This window comes from Leptolyngbya sp. FACHB-60 (assembly GCF_014695775.1).
Classification (GTDB): domain Bacteria; phylum Cyanobacteriota; class Cyanobacteriia; order Phormidesmidales; family Phormidesmidaceae; genus Nodosilinea.
The window spans coordinates 17653-35366 of the sequence record NZ_JACJOX010000031.1; the positions used below are offsets into that span (position 1 = coordinate 17653).

General features: G+C 57.1%; 19 protein-coding genes and 1 tRNA gene. 14 read left to right on the forward strand and 6 right to left on the reverse strand.

Annotation, left to right across the window (positions count from 1 at the left end):
• The first annotated feature begins 61 nt into the window (after window positions 1–61).
• Window positions 62–1177: an alanine dehydrogenase gene (ald, locus tag H6F57_RS13145; RefSeq protein WP_190625040.1), complete on the forward strand. Its 1116-nt coding sequence runs from the start codon at window positions 62–64 to the stop codon at window positions 1175–1177.
• Between the two features lie 285 nt (window positions 1178–1462).
• On the opposite strand, the gene H6F57_RS13150 is transcribed toward ald, so the two are convergent.
• The gene (locus H6F57_RS13150) at window positions 1463–2044 is read right to left on the reverse strand and encodes a thioredoxin family protein (protein ID WP_190625039.1); all 582 of its coding nucleotides are present in this window, start codon (window positions 2042–2044) and stop codon (window positions 1463–1465) included.
• Between the two features lie 112 nt (window positions 2045–2156).
• Between H6F57_RS13150 and H6F57_RS13155 the strand changes: the two genes are divergently transcribed.
• From H6F57_RS13155 to H6F57_RS13165, 3 genes are all read left to right on the forward strand, one after another.
• Entirely contained in the window at window positions 2157–2561 is a 405-nt protein-coding gene (locus H6F57_RS13155; protein ID WP_190625038.1) for an NIL domain-containing protein, read from the forward strand.
• A gap of 23 nt (window positions 2562–2584) precedes the next feature.
• The gene (locus H6F57_RS13160) at window positions 2585–3055 is read left to right on the forward strand and encodes a hypothetical protein (protein WP_190625037.1); all 471 of its coding nucleotides are present in this window, start codon (window positions 2585–2587) and stop codon (window positions 3053–3055) included.
• A 228-nt stretch (window positions 3056–3283) separates the two neighbouring features.
• Complete coding sequence (locus H6F57_RS13165) at window positions 3284–5488, forward strand: phosphoketolase (RefSeq protein ID WP_190625036.1); 2205 nt, start codon at window positions 3284–3286, stop codon at window positions 5486–5488.
• Window positions 5489–5628: 140 nt separating this feature from the next.
• On the opposite strand, the gene H6F57_RS13170 is transcribed toward H6F57_RS13165, so the two are convergent.
• Window positions 5629–6372, reverse strand: coding sequence for a Tic22 family protein (locus tag H6F57_RS13170; protein ID WP_277873644.1), 744 nt, complete (start codon window positions 6370–6372; stop codon window positions 5629–5631).
• 145 nt (window positions 6373–6517) lie between these two features.
• Window positions 6518–6591: transfer RNA gene (locus tag H6F57_RS13175), tRNA-Pro, on the reverse strand.
• Between the two features lie 91 nt (window positions 6592–6682).
• Between H6F57_RS13175 and H6F57_RS13180 the strand changes: the two genes are divergently transcribed.
• A complete protein-coding gene (locus H6F57_RS13180; RefSeq protein ID WP_190625034.1) occupies window positions 6683–7096 on the forward strand; it encodes a DUF4332 domain-containing protein in 414 nt (137 codons plus the stop codon).
• 35 nt (window positions 7097–7131) lie between these two features.
• On the opposite strand, the gene H6F57_RS13185 is transcribed toward H6F57_RS13180, so the two are convergent.
• Window positions 7132–7653, reverse strand: a complete 522-nt coding sequence (locus H6F57_RS13185; RefSeq protein WP_190625033.1) for a GNAT family N-acetyltransferase — start codon at window positions 7651–7653, stop codon at window positions 7132–7134.
• A gap of 407 nt (window positions 7654–8060) precedes the next feature.
• Here H6F57_RS13185 and H6F57_RS13190 point away from each other — a divergent pair, with 407 nt between their 5' ends.
• The 3 genes from H6F57_RS13190 to H6F57_RS13200 all read left to right on the forward strand — a co-directional run bounded on the left by H6F57_RS13190 (window position 8061) and on the right by H6F57_RS13200 (window position 11164).
• Window positions 8061–8777, forward strand: a complete 717-nt coding sequence (locus H6F57_RS13190; RefSeq protein ID WP_190625032.1) for a hypothetical protein — start codon at window positions 8061–8063, stop codon at window positions 8775–8777.
• Window positions 8778–8817: 40 nt separating this feature from the next.
• Entirely contained in the window at window positions 8818–9762 is a 945-nt protein-coding gene (locus H6F57_RS13195; protein ID WP_190625031.1) for an alpha/beta hydrolase, read from the forward strand.
• Between the two features lie 667 nt (window positions 9763–10429).
• Window positions 10430–11164: a Crp/Fnr family transcriptional regulator gene (locus tag H6F57_RS13200; RefSeq protein ID WP_190625030.1), complete on the forward strand. Its 735-nt coding sequence runs from the start codon at window positions 10430–10432 to the stop codon at window positions 11162–11164.
• 26 nt (window positions 11165–11190) lie between these two features.
• Here H6F57_RS13200 and H6F57_RS13205 read toward each other — a convergent pair whose 3' ends face one another.
• Entirely contained in the window at window positions 11191–12213 is a 1023-nt protein-coding gene (locus H6F57_RS13205) for a LysR family transcriptional regulator (RefSeq protein ID WP_190625029.1), read from the reverse strand.
• Window positions 12214–12427: 214 nt separating this feature from the next.
• Between H6F57_RS13205 and H6F57_RS13210 the strand changes: the two genes are divergently transcribed.
• The 4 genes from H6F57_RS13210 to H6F57_RS13225 all read left to right on the forward strand — a co-directional run bounded on the left by H6F57_RS13210 (window position 12428) and on the right by H6F57_RS13225 (window position 15578).
• The gene (locus H6F57_RS13210) at window positions 12428–13213 is read left to right on the forward strand and encodes a hypothetical protein (protein ID WP_190625028.1); all 786 of its coding nucleotides are present in this window, start codon (window positions 12428–12430) and stop codon (window positions 13211–13213) included.
• 91 nt (window positions 13214–13304) lie between these two features.
• A complete protein-coding gene (locus tag H6F57_RS13215) occupies window positions 13305–13790 on the forward strand; it encodes a 2Fe-2S iron-sulfur cluster-binding protein (RefSeq protein ID WP_190625027.1) in 486 nt (161 codons plus the stop codon).
• Between the two features lie 93 nt (window positions 13791–13883).
• On the forward strand, window positions 13884–14981 hold the full coding sequence (gene hrcA / locus H6F57_RS13220) for a heat-inducible transcriptional repressor HrcA (protein WP_190625026.1): 1098 nt from the start codon (window positions 13884–13886) through the stop codon (window positions 14979–14981).
• Window positions 14982–15020: 39 nt separating this feature from the next.
• Window positions 15021–15578, forward strand: coding sequence for a DUF4126 domain-containing protein (locus H6F57_RS13225; RefSeq protein WP_190625025.1), 558 nt, complete (start codon window positions 15021–15023; stop codon window positions 15576–15578).
• On the opposite strand, the gene hemH is transcribed toward H6F57_RS13225, so the two are convergent.
• Entirely contained in the window at window positions 15575–16738 is a 1164-nt protein-coding gene (gene hemH / locus H6F57_RS13230; protein WP_190625024.1) for a ferrochelatase, read from the reverse strand. The genes H6F57_RS13225 and hemH overlap by 4 nt on opposite strands.
• 209 nt (window positions 16739–16947) lie before the next feature.
• Between hemH and H6F57_RS27580 the strand changes: the two genes are divergently transcribed.
• Window positions 16948–17214: a hypothetical protein gene (locus H6F57_RS27580; RefSeq protein ID WP_199289500.1), complete on the forward strand. Its 267-nt coding sequence runs from the start codon at window positions 16948–16950 to the stop codon at window positions 17212–17214.
• Window positions 17215–17263: 49 nt separating this feature from the next.
• Window positions 17264–17686, forward strand: coding sequence for a hypothetical protein (locus H6F57_RS27585; protein WP_199289499.1), 423 nt, complete (start codon window positions 17264–17266; stop codon window positions 17684–17686).
• The last annotated feature ends 28 nt before the right edge of the window (window positions 17687–17714 follow it).

Sequence of the window (17714 nt, forward strand, 5' to 3'; positions counted from 1 at the left end):
TGGCCTCACCTGGGGGTTTAGCTAGGATGGAAGTACCCTTCCACCTACTGACAGCGACACTATGCGCATCGGGTTACCCAAGGAAATCAAAGACCAGGAATTTCGCGTGGGGTTGACCCCGGCGGCAGTACAGAGCCTCGCTCAGCAGGGGCACTCAGTGGTGGTGCAAACCGGGGCTGGGGCCGGGTCGGGCTTTGAGGACAGCGACTATCACGCTGCCGGGGCTACGCTGGTGGCCGATGCCGCCACCGCCTGGAGCCAGGACATGGTGGTGAAGGTCAAAGAGCCCCAGCCTTCGGAGTACGGCTTTTTTCGCCGTGACCTGATCTTATTTACCTATCTGCATCTGGCCGCCGAGCGATCGCTCACCGCAGCGCTGATGCAGAGCGGCATTGAGGCGATCGCCTACGAAACCGTCACCGCCGCCGACGGCAGGCTGCCCCTGCTCACCCCCATGAGCGTGATTGCCGGACGGCTCTCAGTACAGTTTGGTGCCCGCTATCTAGAGCGCCAGCAGGGTGGGCGGGGGGTGTTGCTGGGGGGCATGCCCGGTGTGGCCCCCGGCACCGTAGTGATTTTGGGCGGCGGCGTAGTCGGTACCGAGTCTGCCAAAATGGCCATCGGACTGGGGGCCAGGGTGCAGATTATCGATCTCAATGTCGATCGCCTGGCCTATCTTGAAACCCTGTTTGGTTCCCGCGTTGAGCTGCTCTACAGCGGCCCCGCCCAAATTGCCACCTCTGTGCCCCAGGCCGATCTGCTGATTGGGGCAGTGCTGGTGCCCGGACGCAAGGCCCCCACCCTAGTCTCGAAGGAACTGGTGGCCACCATGCGCCCTGGCTCAGTCATTATTGATGTCGCTGTGGACCAGGGTGGCTGCATTGAAACCCTGCGCCCCACCTCCCATAGCCAGCCCACCTATGTCGAGCAGGGGGTGGTGCACTTTGGCGTGCCTAACATGCCCGGTGCCGTGCCCTGGACGGCCACCCAGGCCCTCAACAATGCCACCCTGCCCTACGTGCTCAAACTGGCGCGCAACGGGCTGGATGCGCTGGCTACCGACAGCGGGTTGGCCGGGGGACTGAATGTGTCGGCGGGGCAGATCGTCCATCCTGCGGTGCGAGAGGTGTTTCCCGATTTGGCAGGGCAGACCGGTGGGACGTTGGTAGGGGTGTAGGACGTAAATCATTAAAATTTGCCAATGACAACGACGTTGTGCATTGAGCACCTAAACCTGGGAAGGGTGACTACGGCAAATTGCTCTATGACAGCAAAGGATTGCATTGATACAGGAAAGCACGGCGCAATGACAGCGACAGCGTAAGCTGTTGCACCAAAGTATTGCGCTGTTGCACCAAAGTATTGCGCCACAACAGCAACGGTGTGCAGGGAAACTGGAATGTTGGATAAGGCACATCACCCCCTGCAACCCTGGGGTGTAGGGTGGCAATAGCTTTTCTCGTCAATTCACCATTATACTGCCGTGGGCACGAGGGTCGTCATTGACGGCGCTCTGCCGCGACAGAAAATCGCCCTCTACCTCTGAAGCTCGGCCGAAGGTTTGTCGATGGGGCAAGGGAGCCTGGGCGATCAGTGCATCTAGGTTGTCGCTGAGAATCTGCCGGGGCTGTTCGCCAACGGCGGTGGCAATCGGGTGGGCGTCAGCTCCCATGTAGACAAAGTGGGGAATGCCCTCAACGCGGTAGGCCAGCATTTCGGGCAGCCACTTGTTGTTGTCGATGTTGAGCATGACAAAATTGACGCGATCGCCGTACCCATCCCGCAACTCGGCCATGTCGCCTGCCATCGCCTGGCAGCTGGTGCACCAGTTGGCGTAAAACTCCAGCAGCGTGGGCTTGCCGTTGGTTTGAGCCACCTCATAGGGCACGGCGCTGGTGGCCAGTTCGCTCAGCGAGGGCATGGTCGACTGGGTGCGAATGCCCAAAACCATTGCGATCGCCAGCCCAATGGCTGCGATCGCGACCACCAGATTGCGGGCACGGCTCGAAGGAAGTTCCGTAGGGCTAGGGGAGTTGTCTGGCATAGGACGACGGCAAGCTCAGCATTCGATGAAGGTGGGACACGCTGGCTCTCCGGTTAGGATAGAAGCAGCCCGCTAGTATTTAGTGTAAAAGAATCGGGGTGTAGAGGCGGCCATGAAAAAACGGGTCAAGCTAATTTTCCCTAAGCGGTCGGTGCACATGCCGATTACCTACCGACTGGCCAAAGACTTCAATATTGCCGCCAACATTATTCGCGCCCAGGTCGCCCCTAACCAGGTTGGCACCCTGGTGGTTGAGTTGTCGGGCGATATTGACCAACTCAACGACGCCGTCGATTGGTTAGAGGTGCAGGGCATTGAGGTGTCAAGCGCCAGCGGCGAAATTGTCGTGGACGAAGACCTCTGCGTCCACTGCGGTCTGTGTACCGGGGTCTGCCCCACCCGCGCCCTTACCCTCGACCCAGAGACCTATCGGCTAACCTTTGCGCGATCGCGCTGCATTGTCTGTGAGCAGTGCGTGCCCACCTGCCCCGTGCAGGCCATTTCCACCAATCTGTAGCTGCCCCCCGCGAGGCGATCGCAATGAAACCCGACCGCTCCTTGTCTACCGTACTCCAGAGCCACTGGCTTTCGTGGACGCTCTTGGTTATGGCTTACGCGACCTACGGCGGTTTTTTGCACGACGGCAATACGGTGCTTGTGGGCTGGGTCTTAAGCGCTCTGCTGGCGATTTGGGGTGCCTGGGCAATTACCCTAGGCTGGCCCAAACTACGGCAGCTCCTGCTGCTGGGCTTTCAGTCTGACCTGGGCTATTTCGTTATGGCGCTCACAATTGCCTCGCTGGCGGTGGCTGCCGTCAGCCAGTTTCAACGGTTTGCCTACTTCGTCATGCTCATTGCTGTGTCGCTGCTGGCCCGAGTCGATAATTTAATCGCTGGCTATAGAGATAGAGTGGCCTTTGTTTGGCTTTCAGCTCTGGCGCTGCTAGGGTTAGCCCTCAGCTGGCTACCCGTCCTGTTGCGATCGGCCACAATCCCTGGCGCACCCTTCTAAGCCCCAACAATCTAAATGTTGGCTTACCCCAATCCCAGCCTTCCAGAATCGTAATGGTGTCCACCGCCTCGGTGCCCCATCGCTGTGTAGGATGGTTGAACAGCTCCTTGCCAACTGTGCCAACTGTATACAATTACGCCTGCTGGGCAGACGTCGCTCAATTAACTGGGCGTGCAAGCAAGTCTGGGGAGCCATGATTCTTTTTACGCTAGCTAGAGGGTTTAAGGTATGACGGTGGCCACCACGCAATCAATTCCAGCTTTTTGCGAAGGCATTCAGCACTTTGGGGAGCTGCCTCCCGAGTTTGCGGCCCACGGTCAGTCTGCGGCGATCGCCCCAGAGCAAACTGCCGTGTCTTCTCCCAGTGACCCAGAGGCCGTTTACCAAACCCTGCTGGCAGCTGATGCGCTGCGCTACCTCACTTTGCAAGTCACTGCCAGCAAAGAGTCAGGCCACCCCGGTGGGTTTGCGAGCATTGCTGAGGCGATCGCGTCCCTGGTCATGTTAGGCCACAAAAACATCATTACCGAGGTCGGCCACCACGCTCCCGGCTTCTACAGCAATGTGTTTTTGGATCGATCGCTGGAGGATATGGGCATTAAGACCGTGCAGCAGCTGTGCGATCGCTTCCGCGAAACCCACGGTTTGCTAGGCCACCTGTCTGGCCAAATTCCCGGCCTGCTCAACCCCGCCGGCCCGCTGGGTCAAGGCCAGCACTTCGCCATGGTCGGAGCCAAGCTGCACCCAGGCGTACTGTTCCCCGTCACCATCGGCGATGGGGGGCTGGGCGAACCCTACATCATGAGCAGCTTTGGCCACTTCAACACCGCCTATCCCACCGTCACCAACTTCCTGCCCATCCTGGTGTGGAATGGCTACAGCCAGGAACACCACAGCATGGTCTCCACCAAGTCTAACCAAGCCATGGTCAACTACTGGCGCGGCAACGGCTTTCAGGAGGTGGTGCTAGTCGATGCCAAAGACTTCGACGACGCCGATCAGCCTGGCGATTATGTAGATAGCACCGCCTTCTCCTTTCCCCAGCGGTTTGCTTTTACCCAGGCCGTGCTCGAAGCCACCGACAAGGCGGCCAAGCTGGCCCTGGGCGGCACCCTCACCGTACTGATCGTCAAACAGCTCAAGGGGGCCGGTGTCCACAAGCGCGGTGCCCAATCCCACAACCTCTACCCCGGCGACTCCCTTCAGCGCGACTACATCGTCAGCGCCCTCACCGCCCGCGCCCTGCACCCCGACGCCTGGGCCTTGGTGCGCACCAACTACGAGCGCTCCATGGGCGGCCCCGGCGCTAAAACAGCGGTCACAGAATCAGTACTGCCTTTGGCCGATCTGGGTACTCTGCCCTTGAACGAATTCCCCGTCGAGGGCGACAAGCAGGTGGCCACCACCGCAATGGGTGCCCTAGTGGGCTATGTGGGTCAGCAAGATGCGCAGTTTGTAGTCACCAACGCTGACGGCAACGCCGCCTCCGGCATCAACAACATCAACCAGGCGCTCAAAATCATTCACCCCACCACTGACGCCACCTATTTTCAGCAGCCCCAGGGTCAGGTGTACGAACCCCTCAGCGAAGACGCCTGTGCCGGACTCGCTGCTGCCCAGGCTCTGTTTGGCGCTCGCACCCTCTGGTGCTCCTACGAATCCTTTGCCATTAATGGCCTGCCAATCTGGCAGACTGTCACCCAGGCGATGGCCGAGCTGCGCCGCCCTACCCCGTCCACGATCGCCCTGTTTACCGCTGGGGCTTTAGAACAGGGCCGCAACGGCTGGACTCACCAACGCCCCGAGGTTGAGAATTACTTCGCGGGCATGCTGCGCAACGGCAACGTGTACGCGCTCTTTCCCACCGATGCCAACAGCATTCAGGTGTGTTACGACTGGGCGCTGGCTACCCGCAACAAAGGCATCACGATCACGGCCAGCAAGTCGCCGCTGCCCATTCGCACCACCTTTGAACAGACCCGCCGCGCCCTAGCCGAGGGAGCGGTAGCCTTGACCAGCATCGCTGGCGATAGAACCGTTGTGTTTGCCGTGATTGGCGATATGACTCTGCTACCTGTCTTTGAGGCCGCCGAACAGTTGGCGGCTAAGGGCATTGGCAGCCGCATTGTGTCAGTGGTCAACCCCCGTCAGCTCTACCGCCCTACCGACGTTGCTTGGGATATGTGCTCTGAACCCGACAGCAGTTTCTTAAACGACGCTGGGTTCGAGCGGCTCTTTGGCGGCGACGTGTTGATTGGGGTGACAGGGGGGGCGAGCGCTATGCTCGAACCCATCATGCTGCGCAGTACCGCTCCCCGCGACACCTTCTGCTGGAAACGAGGCGAGACCACCGCTAGCGCTGGCCAGATTATGGCGCTTAACGGCCTTACCGCCGATGATTTTGTGGCCAGAGCCACGGCGCTGCTGGGCTAAGGTCTGATTCCAATCGTCTGTGCAGCCATAGCGGCCCCAAGACAAAAATAGCCGATGGCTGAGCAGAGTCGAAGCCATCGGCTATTTTCGGTTTGCTAATCCCTATTCGCCGTTGGGTCTCTCCAACGCGGTTAAGAGCCTTATTCTCCAGCAGCAGGTGCTGACTCTTGAGCCCGAATGTAGTTAAGCACTTCGGTAGAGGGAAAGAGCCGCACCTGTTGAAGCTGAGCGTCGAGTTCAGGGTCGCTGTTGCTGGTCATGGTAGCTAGTAACCACTCAAGCGAAAGCACTTGTACCACGATATCGTCAGCGGCTTCGGCGTTAGACTCACTGTAGCGATCGAGCAGCGTTTGCAGATCGTCGCGCGAGAAAAACATCGGTAGCGATGCCTGCCCATCCTGATTGATGGTGAGGTAAGGACCATCTGCACCCTGGCGAGCTATGAATAACGGCACTCCTTGAAAATTTGACTGGAGCGCGATCGCGGTATCTAACTCATCGCCAATGGGAAGATACAGCAGCGGCACCTTTTCTTCATCACCAAGGACTGTCTCCTGGTAGAGGGTGCCGAGATCCACTAGGGCGACCTCAGCGCTAGGATCTTCTTCTTGAGCGCGAGTCAAAAACTCTTCAGCAGCCTCGCCATCAATGAAGACGACGGGCACCTTAACCTCCTGATCGTCGACCTCGGCCGCAGCGGTGAGGGGCTGACCATCAGAGTTCAAAATTACAAAGACCGGCACCTGCTCCAGTTTGTCGACAATGGCCTCTTCACCCAGAGCGGTGGCGGGCAGAGGCATCGCCAGACTACCCCCCAGCAAGCTGCCGCTAACCAGGGTCATTAGGGGAAGAGGCCGTAGAAGGGAGGATAAGAGGTGTTTCATAGAATGTTTCGTCGTGGCACAACAGCAAGAAGCGGGCGGATAAGCGTCAATATCACTGACTATAAATACTACAAACCAACAGTATGTTTTATGGCTCCCTGTGACAGTCCTACTATCTGCCTAAGGCAAGCCACTATACTCAAAATCGGGATGACAGGATTTGAACCTGCGACATCCTGCTCCCAAAGCAGGCGCGCTACCAAGCTGCGCTACATCCCGTAGACCAACATGTCCACCAGTATAGCCTGCTTTTTTATCGCTACAGCTGGTTCATGATTAGATGAACGTCCTTTATCGAGACAGGTCTCCTATGGCTAGCCCAGCCTATCCCCTTGAGCAACTGCCTGGCTTGAGCGCCACCCATGCCCAGGGGATGGCCCAGCTGGGCTTAACCAGTACCGACCAACTCCGTCGCTATGGGGCTACAGTAGACCATCGCCAAACCCTGGCTAAGAAGATGCAGGTGCCCCTGCGCTACGTCACTAAATGGGTGATTTTGGCAGAACTGGCTCGGGTGCCAGCCGTGGGGTGTGAGTTTAGCGGGTTGCTGCTGCACGCTGGCATTATCTCCGTAGCGCAGCTGGCTGAGGCCACGGCTCAAGGGCTTTACACCCGATTGCGTCGGCTGCATGTGGCCACTCTGCAGCGCAACGACCTGTGCCCTACCCCTGACCAGGTTAGCCTCTGGATTCAACAGGCCAAAGCCCTTGCTCGTTCAGCTTAAGCCCACAAGAACGGATGGCACTTTCGGTATTGGGTCTACTCTGGGTACCAAAACATGCCCTTAATGCCTTCGGGATCGGGCATAAAACCTAGACCCTTGTAAAACTCAACCACTTGCGGGTCGGCAAATAACGTCACGTTGCTGATGTCTTCGCTGCGCAGTTTTTTGATCAACTGGCGCATAAGCTCTTTGCCTAAACCACGCCCCTGAAAGTCGGGATGCACGACTACATCCCAGATCGTGGCGTTAAAGGCGTGGTCGGAGGTAGCGCGAGAAAAGCCGACGAGGCGGCGGCGGGCGCCGCGCTGCTCCCACATGGTGACAACTAAATAGCTGTGCTGAATGGCTTTTTTAACTTTGCGAATGGGGCGGCGGGCCCAGCCCACGGCGTTGCACAACTCTTCGAGTTCGTAGAGGTCAAGGTCGCGATCGGTGCTAAACACAATGGTTGACCCTTCACCCTGCTCAGGCAGAGCTTCTAAGACGGTACCTGCCGACTTTGTTTCTCCGGACGCAGCGCCATCAGATCCGACAAAAAGACTTTTCCAAAAACCCATGAAGGCCCTGTCTGATAATGAAGTGGCACAACGTTCAGCAGTATAAGTTAAGCACCTCAATAGCGCGGCACATTGGCTACGGCTAAGGGTTAGACTTAAAAGCCTGACGACCGTTTCTCATAGTATATCCCCATAAAATCCCCATGCTTCTGGCAACACTGGAGATTTATGCGGGCTGCCACAGAGTGACCTGTCTTTAGGGGCAGGCAGGCGATCGCCGCCCGAGCATTTGATGCACACTGTAGCTCTATCAATGTGTCTAATGCCTCTGCCCCAACATTTAAGAGGTTCCCCCGACGACAAGGGCGGCTAAAAACGTTAGGACAGGGATAGATTCTTGCTTTTGCTAGGGTTTCCTGATGCGGCAAATGCTAACGTTACCTCCATGGAGTTCCATCCTTCCCACCATGGCCGCTGGCTTAAACCCCTCAACGGTTGAGCTATTGAAGCGCTTCAACCGAGCTTTCCCCCAATTTTATGAGCAGTTTGTCAGTAGCGAGATTCAGCTGCAAAACTTGCGTTTAGCCTACCAGCTCTACAAGCAGCGCAAAGCTGTGCTTGACATTAAGCCCGAGGGCAGCAAAAGCGCGCTGCACTTTGTCTATCGCAACCAGTCGTTTTTGCTGAGCGACATTTTTGGTGTGCTGGCAGCCTACGGGCTGACCATTCACAACCTCAGTCTCTATGGGCAGATCTATCCGCCCATGCTGGTGTTCATTAAGTTGGTAGTGTCTCGGGGGGGCAAGGCTCTCAGCCCCAAAACTACCGAAAATGTCTGCCGCGCTATTCAAGAAACCCTGGCAGGGCATTTTGAAGTAGAAGAAATGCTGACGGTAGAGTTCAACCTGAACGCTGGGCTCGAACGGGTGGAGACAGAGTTTTACGTGGATCCGGTTTTTCATCTGCCAGCGCTACTAATTGAAGCCGATAACCAGCCAGGACTTTTCTACAAGGTGATGTACGCCATTTGGCAAGAAGATCTGCTGGTGGTTAACGCCAACTTACTGGTGTGGCGAGGGCGTACTCGGCTCATTCTTTACTTACTTGGGCCTAATGAGAGCCTGATTCCAGACTACCTGGGGCAAAAAATTGCTGAGGGCATGCGCTACCGCCTAATGAGCTAGGGTACGATGGTCGTAGCCCGGCCTAAGAGGCCATGACCCTATGGCCATCACCACAGTCTTTGGTGTACCCCACTACTACCAGCTCACCAACGAGGGTGAGGCCCCGCCTCTAGTTTTTATTCACGGCTGGTTGCTCAGCCATCGGTATTGGCAGCCGCTGATTGATGGGATGAATATCGATTACCCCTGCCTGTCCTACGACCTGCGGGGATTTGGCGAATCTCGCCATGGCCTTGAGCACTACGAGCCAGGCATTCCTGCCGCTGCCCAAGGTTGGGGAGCTTCGGAATCGCCCTACGGTTTGGGGGCCTATGCCCGTGACTTAGCGGCGCTGCTAGAGCAGCTCAACCTGGGCCCGGTGTGGCTAGTGGGCCATTCTCTTGGGGGCAGCGTGGCACTGTGGATGGCCCACTGTTACCCTCAGCTGGTGCAGGGAGTGGTTTGTCTAAATGCGGGCGGTGGCCTTTATCTGGACCGAGAGTTTCAGCAGTTTCGCCAGGCGGGGCAATACATTGTGGGTTGGCGGCGGCCTTGGTTAGGTCGATTGCCGCTGCTGCCGCTGCTGCTCACTCGCATGATGGTGCACCAGCCTTTGAACTACCGCTGGGGCCGCGATCGCTGCCTCGATCTGCTCCAGGCAGACCCCGCTGCTGCTCTGGGCACCCTGCTAGAATCAACCACCGAAGCCGAAGTGCACCTGCTGCCTCGGCTGGTGGCTACGCTCAAGCAACCGGTGTACTTTATTGCAGGTCGCCAAGACCAAGTGATGAACTTGCGCTACGTGCACCACTTAGCAGGCTATCTGCAAAGTGCCCACCAAGGAAAACTCCCGGTCATCGAAATTGAAAACTGCGGCCATCTGGCCATGCTAGAACAGCCTCAGATGGTCACCCAAGCACTGCGAAGTATTCTCAAAACCCATTGTTTCAGTCCGAATGGAACTGACCGCAATGGCGAAAAAGATTCTCAATGTTGTCAGGGCTAGCGCATGAAGCGATTCACTAGAACCCATAACAATTTTAAGTACATACAAAACAAAAGAGATGCCGACGACTGGCCGTGTTTCGTCTCGGCATCTCTTCTGGTTCGCTCCTCACACATTTATACTATAGACTTGCTTGGGGAAAATGTCACCCCCTAAAACCTAATTGAACGAACAGTTTTTCTTATGGGAATTTAGGCATAAAGCTGTCCGGTGGGCGATCGCCTTATCATGCGACCGATTACACAGCTACAAGGCTTTGGAGAGATAGCGAACTGAGTTCCAACTGACTAAGCTGTCTAATAGCAAAGATTACGAGAAAGGATCCGTATAATGTTGCCGATTGGCTAAAGGTGCTACGAGAAATTACGGGATCTCTGTATTAGTATTGGATAGTTTACGTAACTTTCACGATGACAAATTTACGAGAATCTGAAATAAGCTGAGTTTTCCGCTCCGAGGGCCTGTCTGAATTGGAAGAAAAGCTTGAAATCGAGACCTCATGCCCGCTATGACGAGGTCAGTTGATAACGACTGACCACCCGCCTGCCCCCAATGGAGTGGTAGTGTACCCAGTGAGTGCTGCTGACATTACCCACTCGTCCTGAGCGATCGCACCCTACCCCTTGCCCCATGGTCACGGTTTGTACCGTTTAACCCAGCTATTGCTATGCAATCATCCCCTCGCTCCGACAACGCCCGACCGTTCTTGACCTGGCAGCGCATCACCGACTGGGCCCATACTCACTATAGGGCCAGAACTTTTAATAAAGACGAGCGCATTCCCGCTCGTTCTGGGCTGCTATATCTGGTTGAGCGGGGCTCCGTGCGGCTGTTGGGCAGCGCCCAGGGTTCTGAGGCAGCCTCCGCGCTGGGTGACCCAGAACTAGATGAATCCGGCGATGATGACACCACCAACGGGTTAGCGGTCGGGTTAAGTGAAGAGGCATTTTTAGGATTTGTCGGGGCCGGTCAGCCTTTTGAAATTGTGGCTCAGTCGCCCTTCCTGCTGCAAAGCTTTGCCCACGTTGATCAGACCACCGTGATCTGGCTGTATTGGAGCGATCTCGACAACTGGCCCCACTTTCGGCGAGAGGTGCTCGACGCCTTTCGCTATCAGCACCAGCGCAAGCTGCTGTGGCTAAGTACCCTAGGCCAGCGGCGCACTATCGATCGCCTGCTCGGCTTTCTTACCCTGCTGATTGAAGAATTTGGCGAACCCTACGAGTCTGGCTACTACCTGCCCTGGTCCCTCACCCACGCCCAGATTGGCAGCGCCATTGGTTCTACTCGGGTGACGGTGACCCGTCTGATGGGCAAGTTGCGTCAGCGCAAGCTGATTCACATCCACAAAGATGGCTTGATTGCCATTCCGGGTGACCCAGCCGCAGTCCGCGAGGCCTAAGCAGGTTAGCCTTGGGAAGAAAACGTCTAGGGGCTAAGGTTGAGAGGTTCCGGCGGTGGAACGGCAGGCTTGGTGCCGTTTTTATCGGCCCCGTTTTTCTCAGCACCGATCGGTTTGAAGTTCAGGGGTAGGTTGGTGAACTGAGGCAAAATCTCAGTGGTAAAGGCGGCGGCTGCCTTAGAACGATAGCGGTTGGGGTTAAAGATGACCGACAGCGTGCGGTTGACCACCACTGAATCGATCTTGGCCCGGTGCAGTACCCCCATCTGCAACTCTTTCTCAATCGCTGAGTTAGACACAAAGGCCACTCCCAACCCTGACTGCACAGCAGTTTTAATCGCCTCAATGGAGTTGAGCTCCATCTCAATTTTAAGACGGCGGGTTTCGATGCCGCAGCGGGTCAGCACCTGGTCAATCACCTTGCGGATGGTCGACTGCGAGTCGAGGGCAATGAAGTGCAGCTTGTAGAGGTCTTCTCGCTGAATTACCGCTTGACTGGCTAGCGGATGGTACATCGGCATGATCAGTGCGAGTTCATCTTCGGCGTAGGGTACTCTTTCTAAAGAGTCCTGTAGTTCGGGAGGCAGTTCGCCACCAATAATCGCTAGGTCAACCTGACCATTGGCCACGCTCCAGGCCGTGCGGCGGGTTGAATGCACATGCAGCTGCACCGCTACATCAGCGTACTTTTGGCGAAATAGACCAATCATGCGGGGTAGCAAGTAAGTGCCGGTGGTTTGGCTGGCGCCGATAATTAGGGTGCCCCCCTGCAGATTTTGCAGATCTTCGATGGCGCGGCAGGTTTCTTGACATAAGCTAAGGATGCGATCGCCATAGCTCAGCAGCAAATGCCCGGCCTCAGTGAGCTGTGCCCGTCGCCCACCCCGGTCAAACAGCGGCACATCTAGCTGGCGCTCTAGGTTTTGCACCTGAAGGCTGACCGCTGGCTGAGACACATAGAGGCTGTCTGCCGCTCGTTTAAAGCTGCCCTCCGCTGCAATAGCTTTGAGAATACGCAGCTGATCAAGGGTAAAGGGAAGGTCAGACATGGGCATTAACCCTAATGTACGATAATCCTGGGCTGCCAACAAACCATGATAGTAATACAGGCTACTCCCTGTGGTGCCGCCACACCACCCCTGGGTAAACTAATGACCCAAGCTCATGCCCCTTAAGGCCGGTGCTGAATTCAATCTGTCATCCCTAGATTACTTGGTTCGGGACACTCAACACCAAAATTCAGAGCGAGACCCTAAAGGATTTATGAAACGTCAGGTGATCCAGAATGTCCTGAATTTACCCGGCATCTCTGGGATGGCGCTGATCGACGGGCGCAACCGCCCCTTCTTTTTTGGGCCAGATATCAGCCTCAACTCCCATCAGCAGGATGCTCTTGCCCAAGGCATTCAGCAGGTGGTCGAAACCACTCCCGCCCATTTCGACACGTTTACCTTTCGCTTTGCCAATCAGCTGGCCCACATCTACAAGCTCGATCAGGGGCTGATTTTGCTGGTGCTGATTACCGACCAAATGCCCTTAGCCGACTATCGTACGGCCATCAGTCAACTCAAAGCCACTTTGGTAGAAGCTCCCCACAATGCAGTGCCTACCTTTCGGCTGTTGGCCGGCTGCGTCACCCTCGGCGGTGCTAGCACGGTCTTTGGGGCTGCAGCCCCTCCGCCAGAGCCCGCGGCACCTAAGCGGGGTACCCTAGGGCCAAACTGCCAGGAGATCATTGCGGCCCTCAACCACCTCAGCGATGGCGCTACCCAATACCTGGGCAAAACCATGGTGATCAATACTTGGAAACAGTCTCGCCCGGCTCATTCCTGGCTAGAGCGGTTTGAGATTCAAAAAGATGGCCACTTTTCCGCCGCTGCCGAGGGTCAAGCGCCGCTGACAGCCGAACAGCACCAGTGGATTAAAGATTGGGTGACCGCCTTCTTGGGGCGCGGCGGCAGAACCATCCGTAATTTCCAAACCCTGGCTACTGGCCAAACCCTTACCCCTCAGGAGCAGAGGCTTTTGCTAGAGCCCCCCAGTGGCTAGCTAGGCGGGCTCTAGCGAGTGCCGATGACTGCCACTATGCTCTCAACCTAACACCAGGCTCTTTCCTCTATTCCTTAACCGCGTTGTACCCATGTCCAAAACTGTTCGCCTAGAGCCTATTGCCCAAGAAACCTCCGTTGAAACCAACGGTAACCTGCTTTCGGTACTTCTAAACAAAGATTTAGATGTGCTCAAGGAGTGCGGTGGCCGAGGCATGTGCGCCACTTGTCATATCTATGTACAGTCGGGAATGGAGGCTCTGACCCCGATCAACCGCCGCGAGCAGCGCACCCTGGAGGTAATTACCTCCTGCAAGCCCAATTCGCGGTTGGCCTGCCAGGCTCGAGTGGTGAACAATGGCGTCATCGTTGAGCTACCGCCGGGGATGTACATCAATTCGCTCCAAGACATTGAGGCTCTAATTGGCCGCCGGGCTGACCAAGATCTGCTGCACCCCATTACCGGTGAGGTGCTGGTGGAGCAGGGCAAGCTGATTACGCGATCGACGATGGCCCAGCTCGAAAGCACTGCTAGCTTTAAGGTGGGCGAATTCTTTAACCAGAGCACAGATCTGTAGACATGGGCTTGGAGGCTGAGGGGCAATGCTGAACACCAGAAAACATCTGTTATGGTAGGGCAATGCCGTAGTTGAGTTTTATACCAACCCCCTATGGACCCTGCCCCTCCCCTGAGTGCTCGCCATGAGCAGGTGCTTCAGGCCACCATTCGTCACTACATTGCCACGGCAGAGCCGGTCGGGTCACGAGCCTTAGCCCAGGAATATAACCTGCGGGTTAGCCCAGCTACGGTGCGCAACACCATGGGCCTGCTAGAGAAATATGGGCTGCTCTATCAGCCCCATACCTCGTCGGGGCGCGTGCCCTCTGATTTTGGCTATCGGCTTTACGTAGACCGGCTGATGTCGCCGTCGGCCCGGGTGGGTCGTCGGGTTGACGCGGCATTGTCAGAAGAGCTGCACTGGATGGGTCGTAGTCTGGAGTCACTGCTAAAGGAGGCGACCCAGATCTTAGCCCAGATCAGTGGCTACCTAGCCCTGGTGACCGTGCCTCAATCCAACACTGTACTCATTCGCCATATTCAGCTGGTGGTGGTAGATGGGGGGCAGGTGCTGATGGTAGTGCTACTCGATTCGTTGGCGACCCAGTCGGTAGTGGTGCAGCTGCCAGCAGTCCTCGGTTCGGCTACGTTGGGGGCAGCCGAAGAGCCCGGTCGCCGAGATCTAGAAATTTTGTCTAACTTCTTGACCCACCACCTGCGGGGTCGGCCGTTGGCCGATGTAACTACCCTCAACTGGGGCGATCTCGATGCCGAATTTGAGCACTACGGAGTGCTGTTGTGCCAAGCACTGGGGGATTTAGCGCAGCGCTCGCAGGCCGCGGAAACTCCTCAGTTGGTGATCAGCGGCCTGGCTGAGGTGCTGCGACAGCCCGAGTTTTCTGATGCTCAGCGCATTCAGTCGATCGTGCGTCTGCTAGAAGAAGACCAGTCGCAGCTGTGGCCGTTATTTTTTGCCACCCCACCCGTAGCAACTCAGGCGCTAAAGGGCGTAGACGTCAAAGTGTGGATTGGAGCTGAAAATCCTTTAGAACCTATGCAGGGCTGTGCTCTGGTGGTGTCTAACTACACCCGTCACGATACCTCTGTCGGTAGTGTGGGGGTGTTGGGGCCAACCCGTATGGTGTACGAAAATGCGGTAGCAGTGGTCAAGGCGGCGGCCGACTACCTGTCTACAGCCCTTAGTGAGTAGGGTATCCCAGGGAGCAGCCCGAGCCAGGAAGGGAAAACCGTGATTATTACCGAGCTACTGGCTATTTTGTCGATCGCAGCGGCGACGGGGCTGCGTCTGGCGCTGCCGTTGCTGCTCATTGGCCTGCTGTCTGGCCCCCAGCTCTGGTCTAATGTGCCCCTGCTGTCACGATTGCCCCCGGCCTTGGTGTTGGGGGTGCTGGTGAGCTGGTCGCTAGCCGAGCTGATGCTCTCTAAGAGCCGGGACAGCCAGCGATTTTTTCAGGGTTTAGAGCTGGTATTGAGCCCTGGTGTTGGGGCTCTGGCAGGGCTAGCGGTAGCTCGAACCTTTGGCCTAGAGGGCTGGATCTACCCCCTGATTGGCCTGATCAGTGCTCTACTGGCTCTGGTGATTCAGCTGTTGCAAATGGGGCTGTTTTTTCGGCCCCGCCGTCCGCCCCTGTGGAGCTTTTTTGTGGTCGATGGCCTGTGCATAGTGCTCGCCATACTGGCCTTCGATGCTCCCAACCAGGGGGGCATTATTGCGCTGCTGCTGCTATGGCTGGTGATTCGCACCTCGTACCTGTGGCAGCATTGGCCACGGCGATCGCAGCCCTAGAGAATGCCTACAAAATGCAGCGGGCCGCGTCCGCTGACCAGCTCTAGCAGCAAGGCCAAAAAGCCCACCATGGCCAGTCGCCCGTTCCACACCTCGGCGACGGGGGTGAGCCCCCAGGCGGATCGCTCTTGGGGGTAAATTTTGACCTTTTTGTCGGGCTGCACCACGTCGGAGAAGAGCTGGCGCGGAGCCTCTAGGGCCTCGGTGACCATGTCGGCCATGTCGGCGATAAAGCGAGGGTGGGTGTTGAGGGCGGGCACGCGGTGAAACCCGTGAATACCCGCTGCTTCAGCAATTTCGCGATACTCAATGTCGATTTCTTGCAGGGTCTCAATGTGCTCAGAGACAAAGCTGATGGGGACTACCACTAAGTCTTTTACCCCCTGCTGGGCGAGCTGCTCGATCGCATCTTCGGTATAAGGCTGGAGCCACTCGACGGGCCCGACCCGACTCTGATAGGCCAGGGTGTGGGGATTGGGGCGGTTGAGCGATCGCATGATCAGCTCAGTGCAGTGCTCGATCTCGCGCTGGTAAGGGTCGCCGGCTTCTTCGACGTAGCTGACGGGTACCCCGTGGGCACTAAAGAAAAGGTGGGCCTGGTCAGGGTTTTCGAGTTTGTCAAGCTCCTGGGCAATCAGGTCGGCCATGGCCTCGCTATAGCCGGGGCGCTCGTACCAGGAGGGGATAGCGGTGTAGACAATGCGCTGGAGAGCGGGGTCTTCGAGCCACAGCCGCTCAAGCAGACGAAAGCTGGAGCCGCTGGTGCTGATCGAAAACTGGGGATATAGGGGCAGCACCACCAGCTTTTCGACTCCGTCGCGCTTGATTTGAGCCACAGCCTCCTCAGTGAAGGGGTACCAGTAGCGCATGCCGATGTAGATATCGGCCTCGGTGCCTTTGTCGGCCAGCACCTGCTTGAGGGCGTCGGCCTGTTCTTCGGTAATGCGGCGCAGGGGTGAGCCACCGCCAATCTGCTGGTAGTTAGCCTGCGACTGTTTGGCGCGCGAGCTTGAAATCAACCAGGCCAGGGGCCGCTGGAGCCAGGGGAAGGGCAGGCGAATGATTTCTGGATCGGCAAATAGGTTAAACAAAAAGGGGCGAACGTCGTCGGGCTGCTCTGGCCCCCCCAGATTTAGTAATAAGACCCCAACACGACCCATGGCACTGTAGTAGCTCTAAAGTAAGTACTCATACCCCAATTATTCTACAAGCTGAATGAACGGTTTCCGATGTTGATGGCTTCCCCCGCCGCTTTAGATGACGCGATCGCAGCGCTCAACAACTGCCTCAAAGCTGCCTGCCTAGAGCGCTAGGTAGAGCGCCGGGGCGATCGCCTCAGCTTGCGGGGCACCCTACTCTCGCCCCGACAGTGCCAAAACTCAGCCCCATCAGCAGCGCATTCCCCTCAAGCTGGCCCGCCACCCCAGCCAGGCTCAAGCAGATCGAGCGCGAGGCCAAAATCATTGCTGCCCAGCTGATCGAGCGCCGCTTTAGCTGGGCCAACTATTTGGCTCCAGCAGCAGAGTGCTGGCAGGAGACGGTGCCCTTGGCTGACCGGCTCACCCAGTTTAAGGCCTACTTGATGGCGCAACCCTGCGTTGCTGTCGCCGCCATGGCCTCGCGCAAAACCGCCTGAGATGGGATGATGTCCACCCATCGCCTGCGCAATTACGAAGTCTTTTTCTGTGACTACCAAGACCTTCGGCAGAGCAACCCAGAGGGTCGGATTGCGGTGCTCGAAATGCCCAAAACGGGTCTGCACGATCTGTGGCCCTTCTATACCAGAGTGGAGCGATCGCTTTGGCCTACGCCAGGGCACCCTACCGCCGATCAACACTGCTCTAGCTCGCCCTACCCTTCGGCGGATTGGTCAGCAGGTGGCGATTCAGTTTCAGCGCTACGAGGTGCCGTTCTCACCTTATGACCTGCGCCACGCCTGGGCAGTGCGCACCATTCACTTTGGCCTGCCCGACACCGTGGCGGCCCGCATAATGGGGCACTCGGTGGCCATTCATAATCGCACCTACCACCGCTGGATCACCCACCGTGACCAGCGTGCGGCAGTGCAGGCGGCTCTGCAGCGAGGCACCTGGCAGCCCCCTTTGTAGCTGAGGCCATAGAGAAGACGATACTTAA

Coding starts and splice junctions, on each gene's coding strand:
- H6F57_RS13150 (WP_190625039.1), bottom strand. CDS start 2,044: ATGCCAGACAACTCCCCTAGCCCTACGGAACTTCCTTCGAGCCGTGCC.
- H6F57_RS13200 (WP_190625030.1), top strand. CDS start 10,430: ATGCAATCATCCCCTCGCTCCGACAACGCCCGACCGTTCTTGACCTGG.
- H6F57_RS13195 (WP_190625031.1), top strand. CDS start 8,818: ATGGCCATCACCACAGTCTTTGGTGTACCCCACTACTACCAGCTCACC.
- H6F57_RS13215 (WP_190625027.1), top strand. CDS start 13,305: ATGTCCAAAACTGTTCGCCTAGAGCCTATTGCCCAAGAAACCTCCGTT.
- H6F57_RS13160 (WP_190625037.1), top strand. CDS start 2,585: ATGAAACCCGACCGCTCCTTGTCTACCGTACTCCAGAGCCACTGGCTT.
- ald (WP_190625040.1), top strand. CDS start 62: ATGCGCATCGGGTTACCCAAGGAAATCAAAGACCAGGAATTTCGCGTG.
- hrcA (WP_190625026.1), top strand. CDS start 13,884: ATGGACCCTGCCCCTCCCCTGAGTGCTCGCCATGAGCAGGTGCTTCAG.
- H6F57_RS13165 (WP_190625036.1), top strand. CDS start 3,284: ATGACGGTGGCCACCACGCAATCAATTCCAGCTTTTTGCGAAGGCATT.
- H6F57_RS13210 (WP_190625028.1), top strand. CDS start 12,428: ATGAAACGTCAGGTGATCCAGAATGTCCTGAATTTACCCGGCATCTCT.
- hemH (WP_190625024.1), bottom strand. CDS start 16,738: ATGGGTCGTGTTGGGGTCTTATTACTAAATCTGGGGGGGCCAGAGCAG.
- H6F57_RS13155 (WP_190625038.1), top strand. CDS start 2,157: ATGAAAAAACGGGTCAAGCTAATTTTCCCTAAGCGGTCGGTGCACATG.
- H6F57_RS13170 (WP_277873644.1), bottom strand. CDS start 6,372: ATGAAACACCTCTTATCCTCCCTTCTACGGCCTCTTCCCCTAATGACC.
- H6F57_RS13205 (WP_190625029.1), bottom strand. CDS start 12,213: ATGTCTGACCTTCCCTTTACCCTTGATCAGCTGCGTATTCTCAAAGCT.
- H6F57_RS13190 (WP_190625032.1), top strand. CDS start 8,061: ATGGCCGCTGGCTTAAACCCCTCAACGGTTGAGCTATTGAAGCGCTTC.
- H6F57_RS13185 (WP_190625033.1), bottom strand. CDS start 7,653: ATGGGTTTTTGGAAAAGTCTTTTTGTCGGATCTGATGGCGCTGCGTCC.
- H6F57_RS13180 (WP_190625034.1), top strand. CDS start 6,683: ATGGCTAGCCCAGCCTATCCCCTTGAGCAACTGCCTGGCTTGAGCGCC.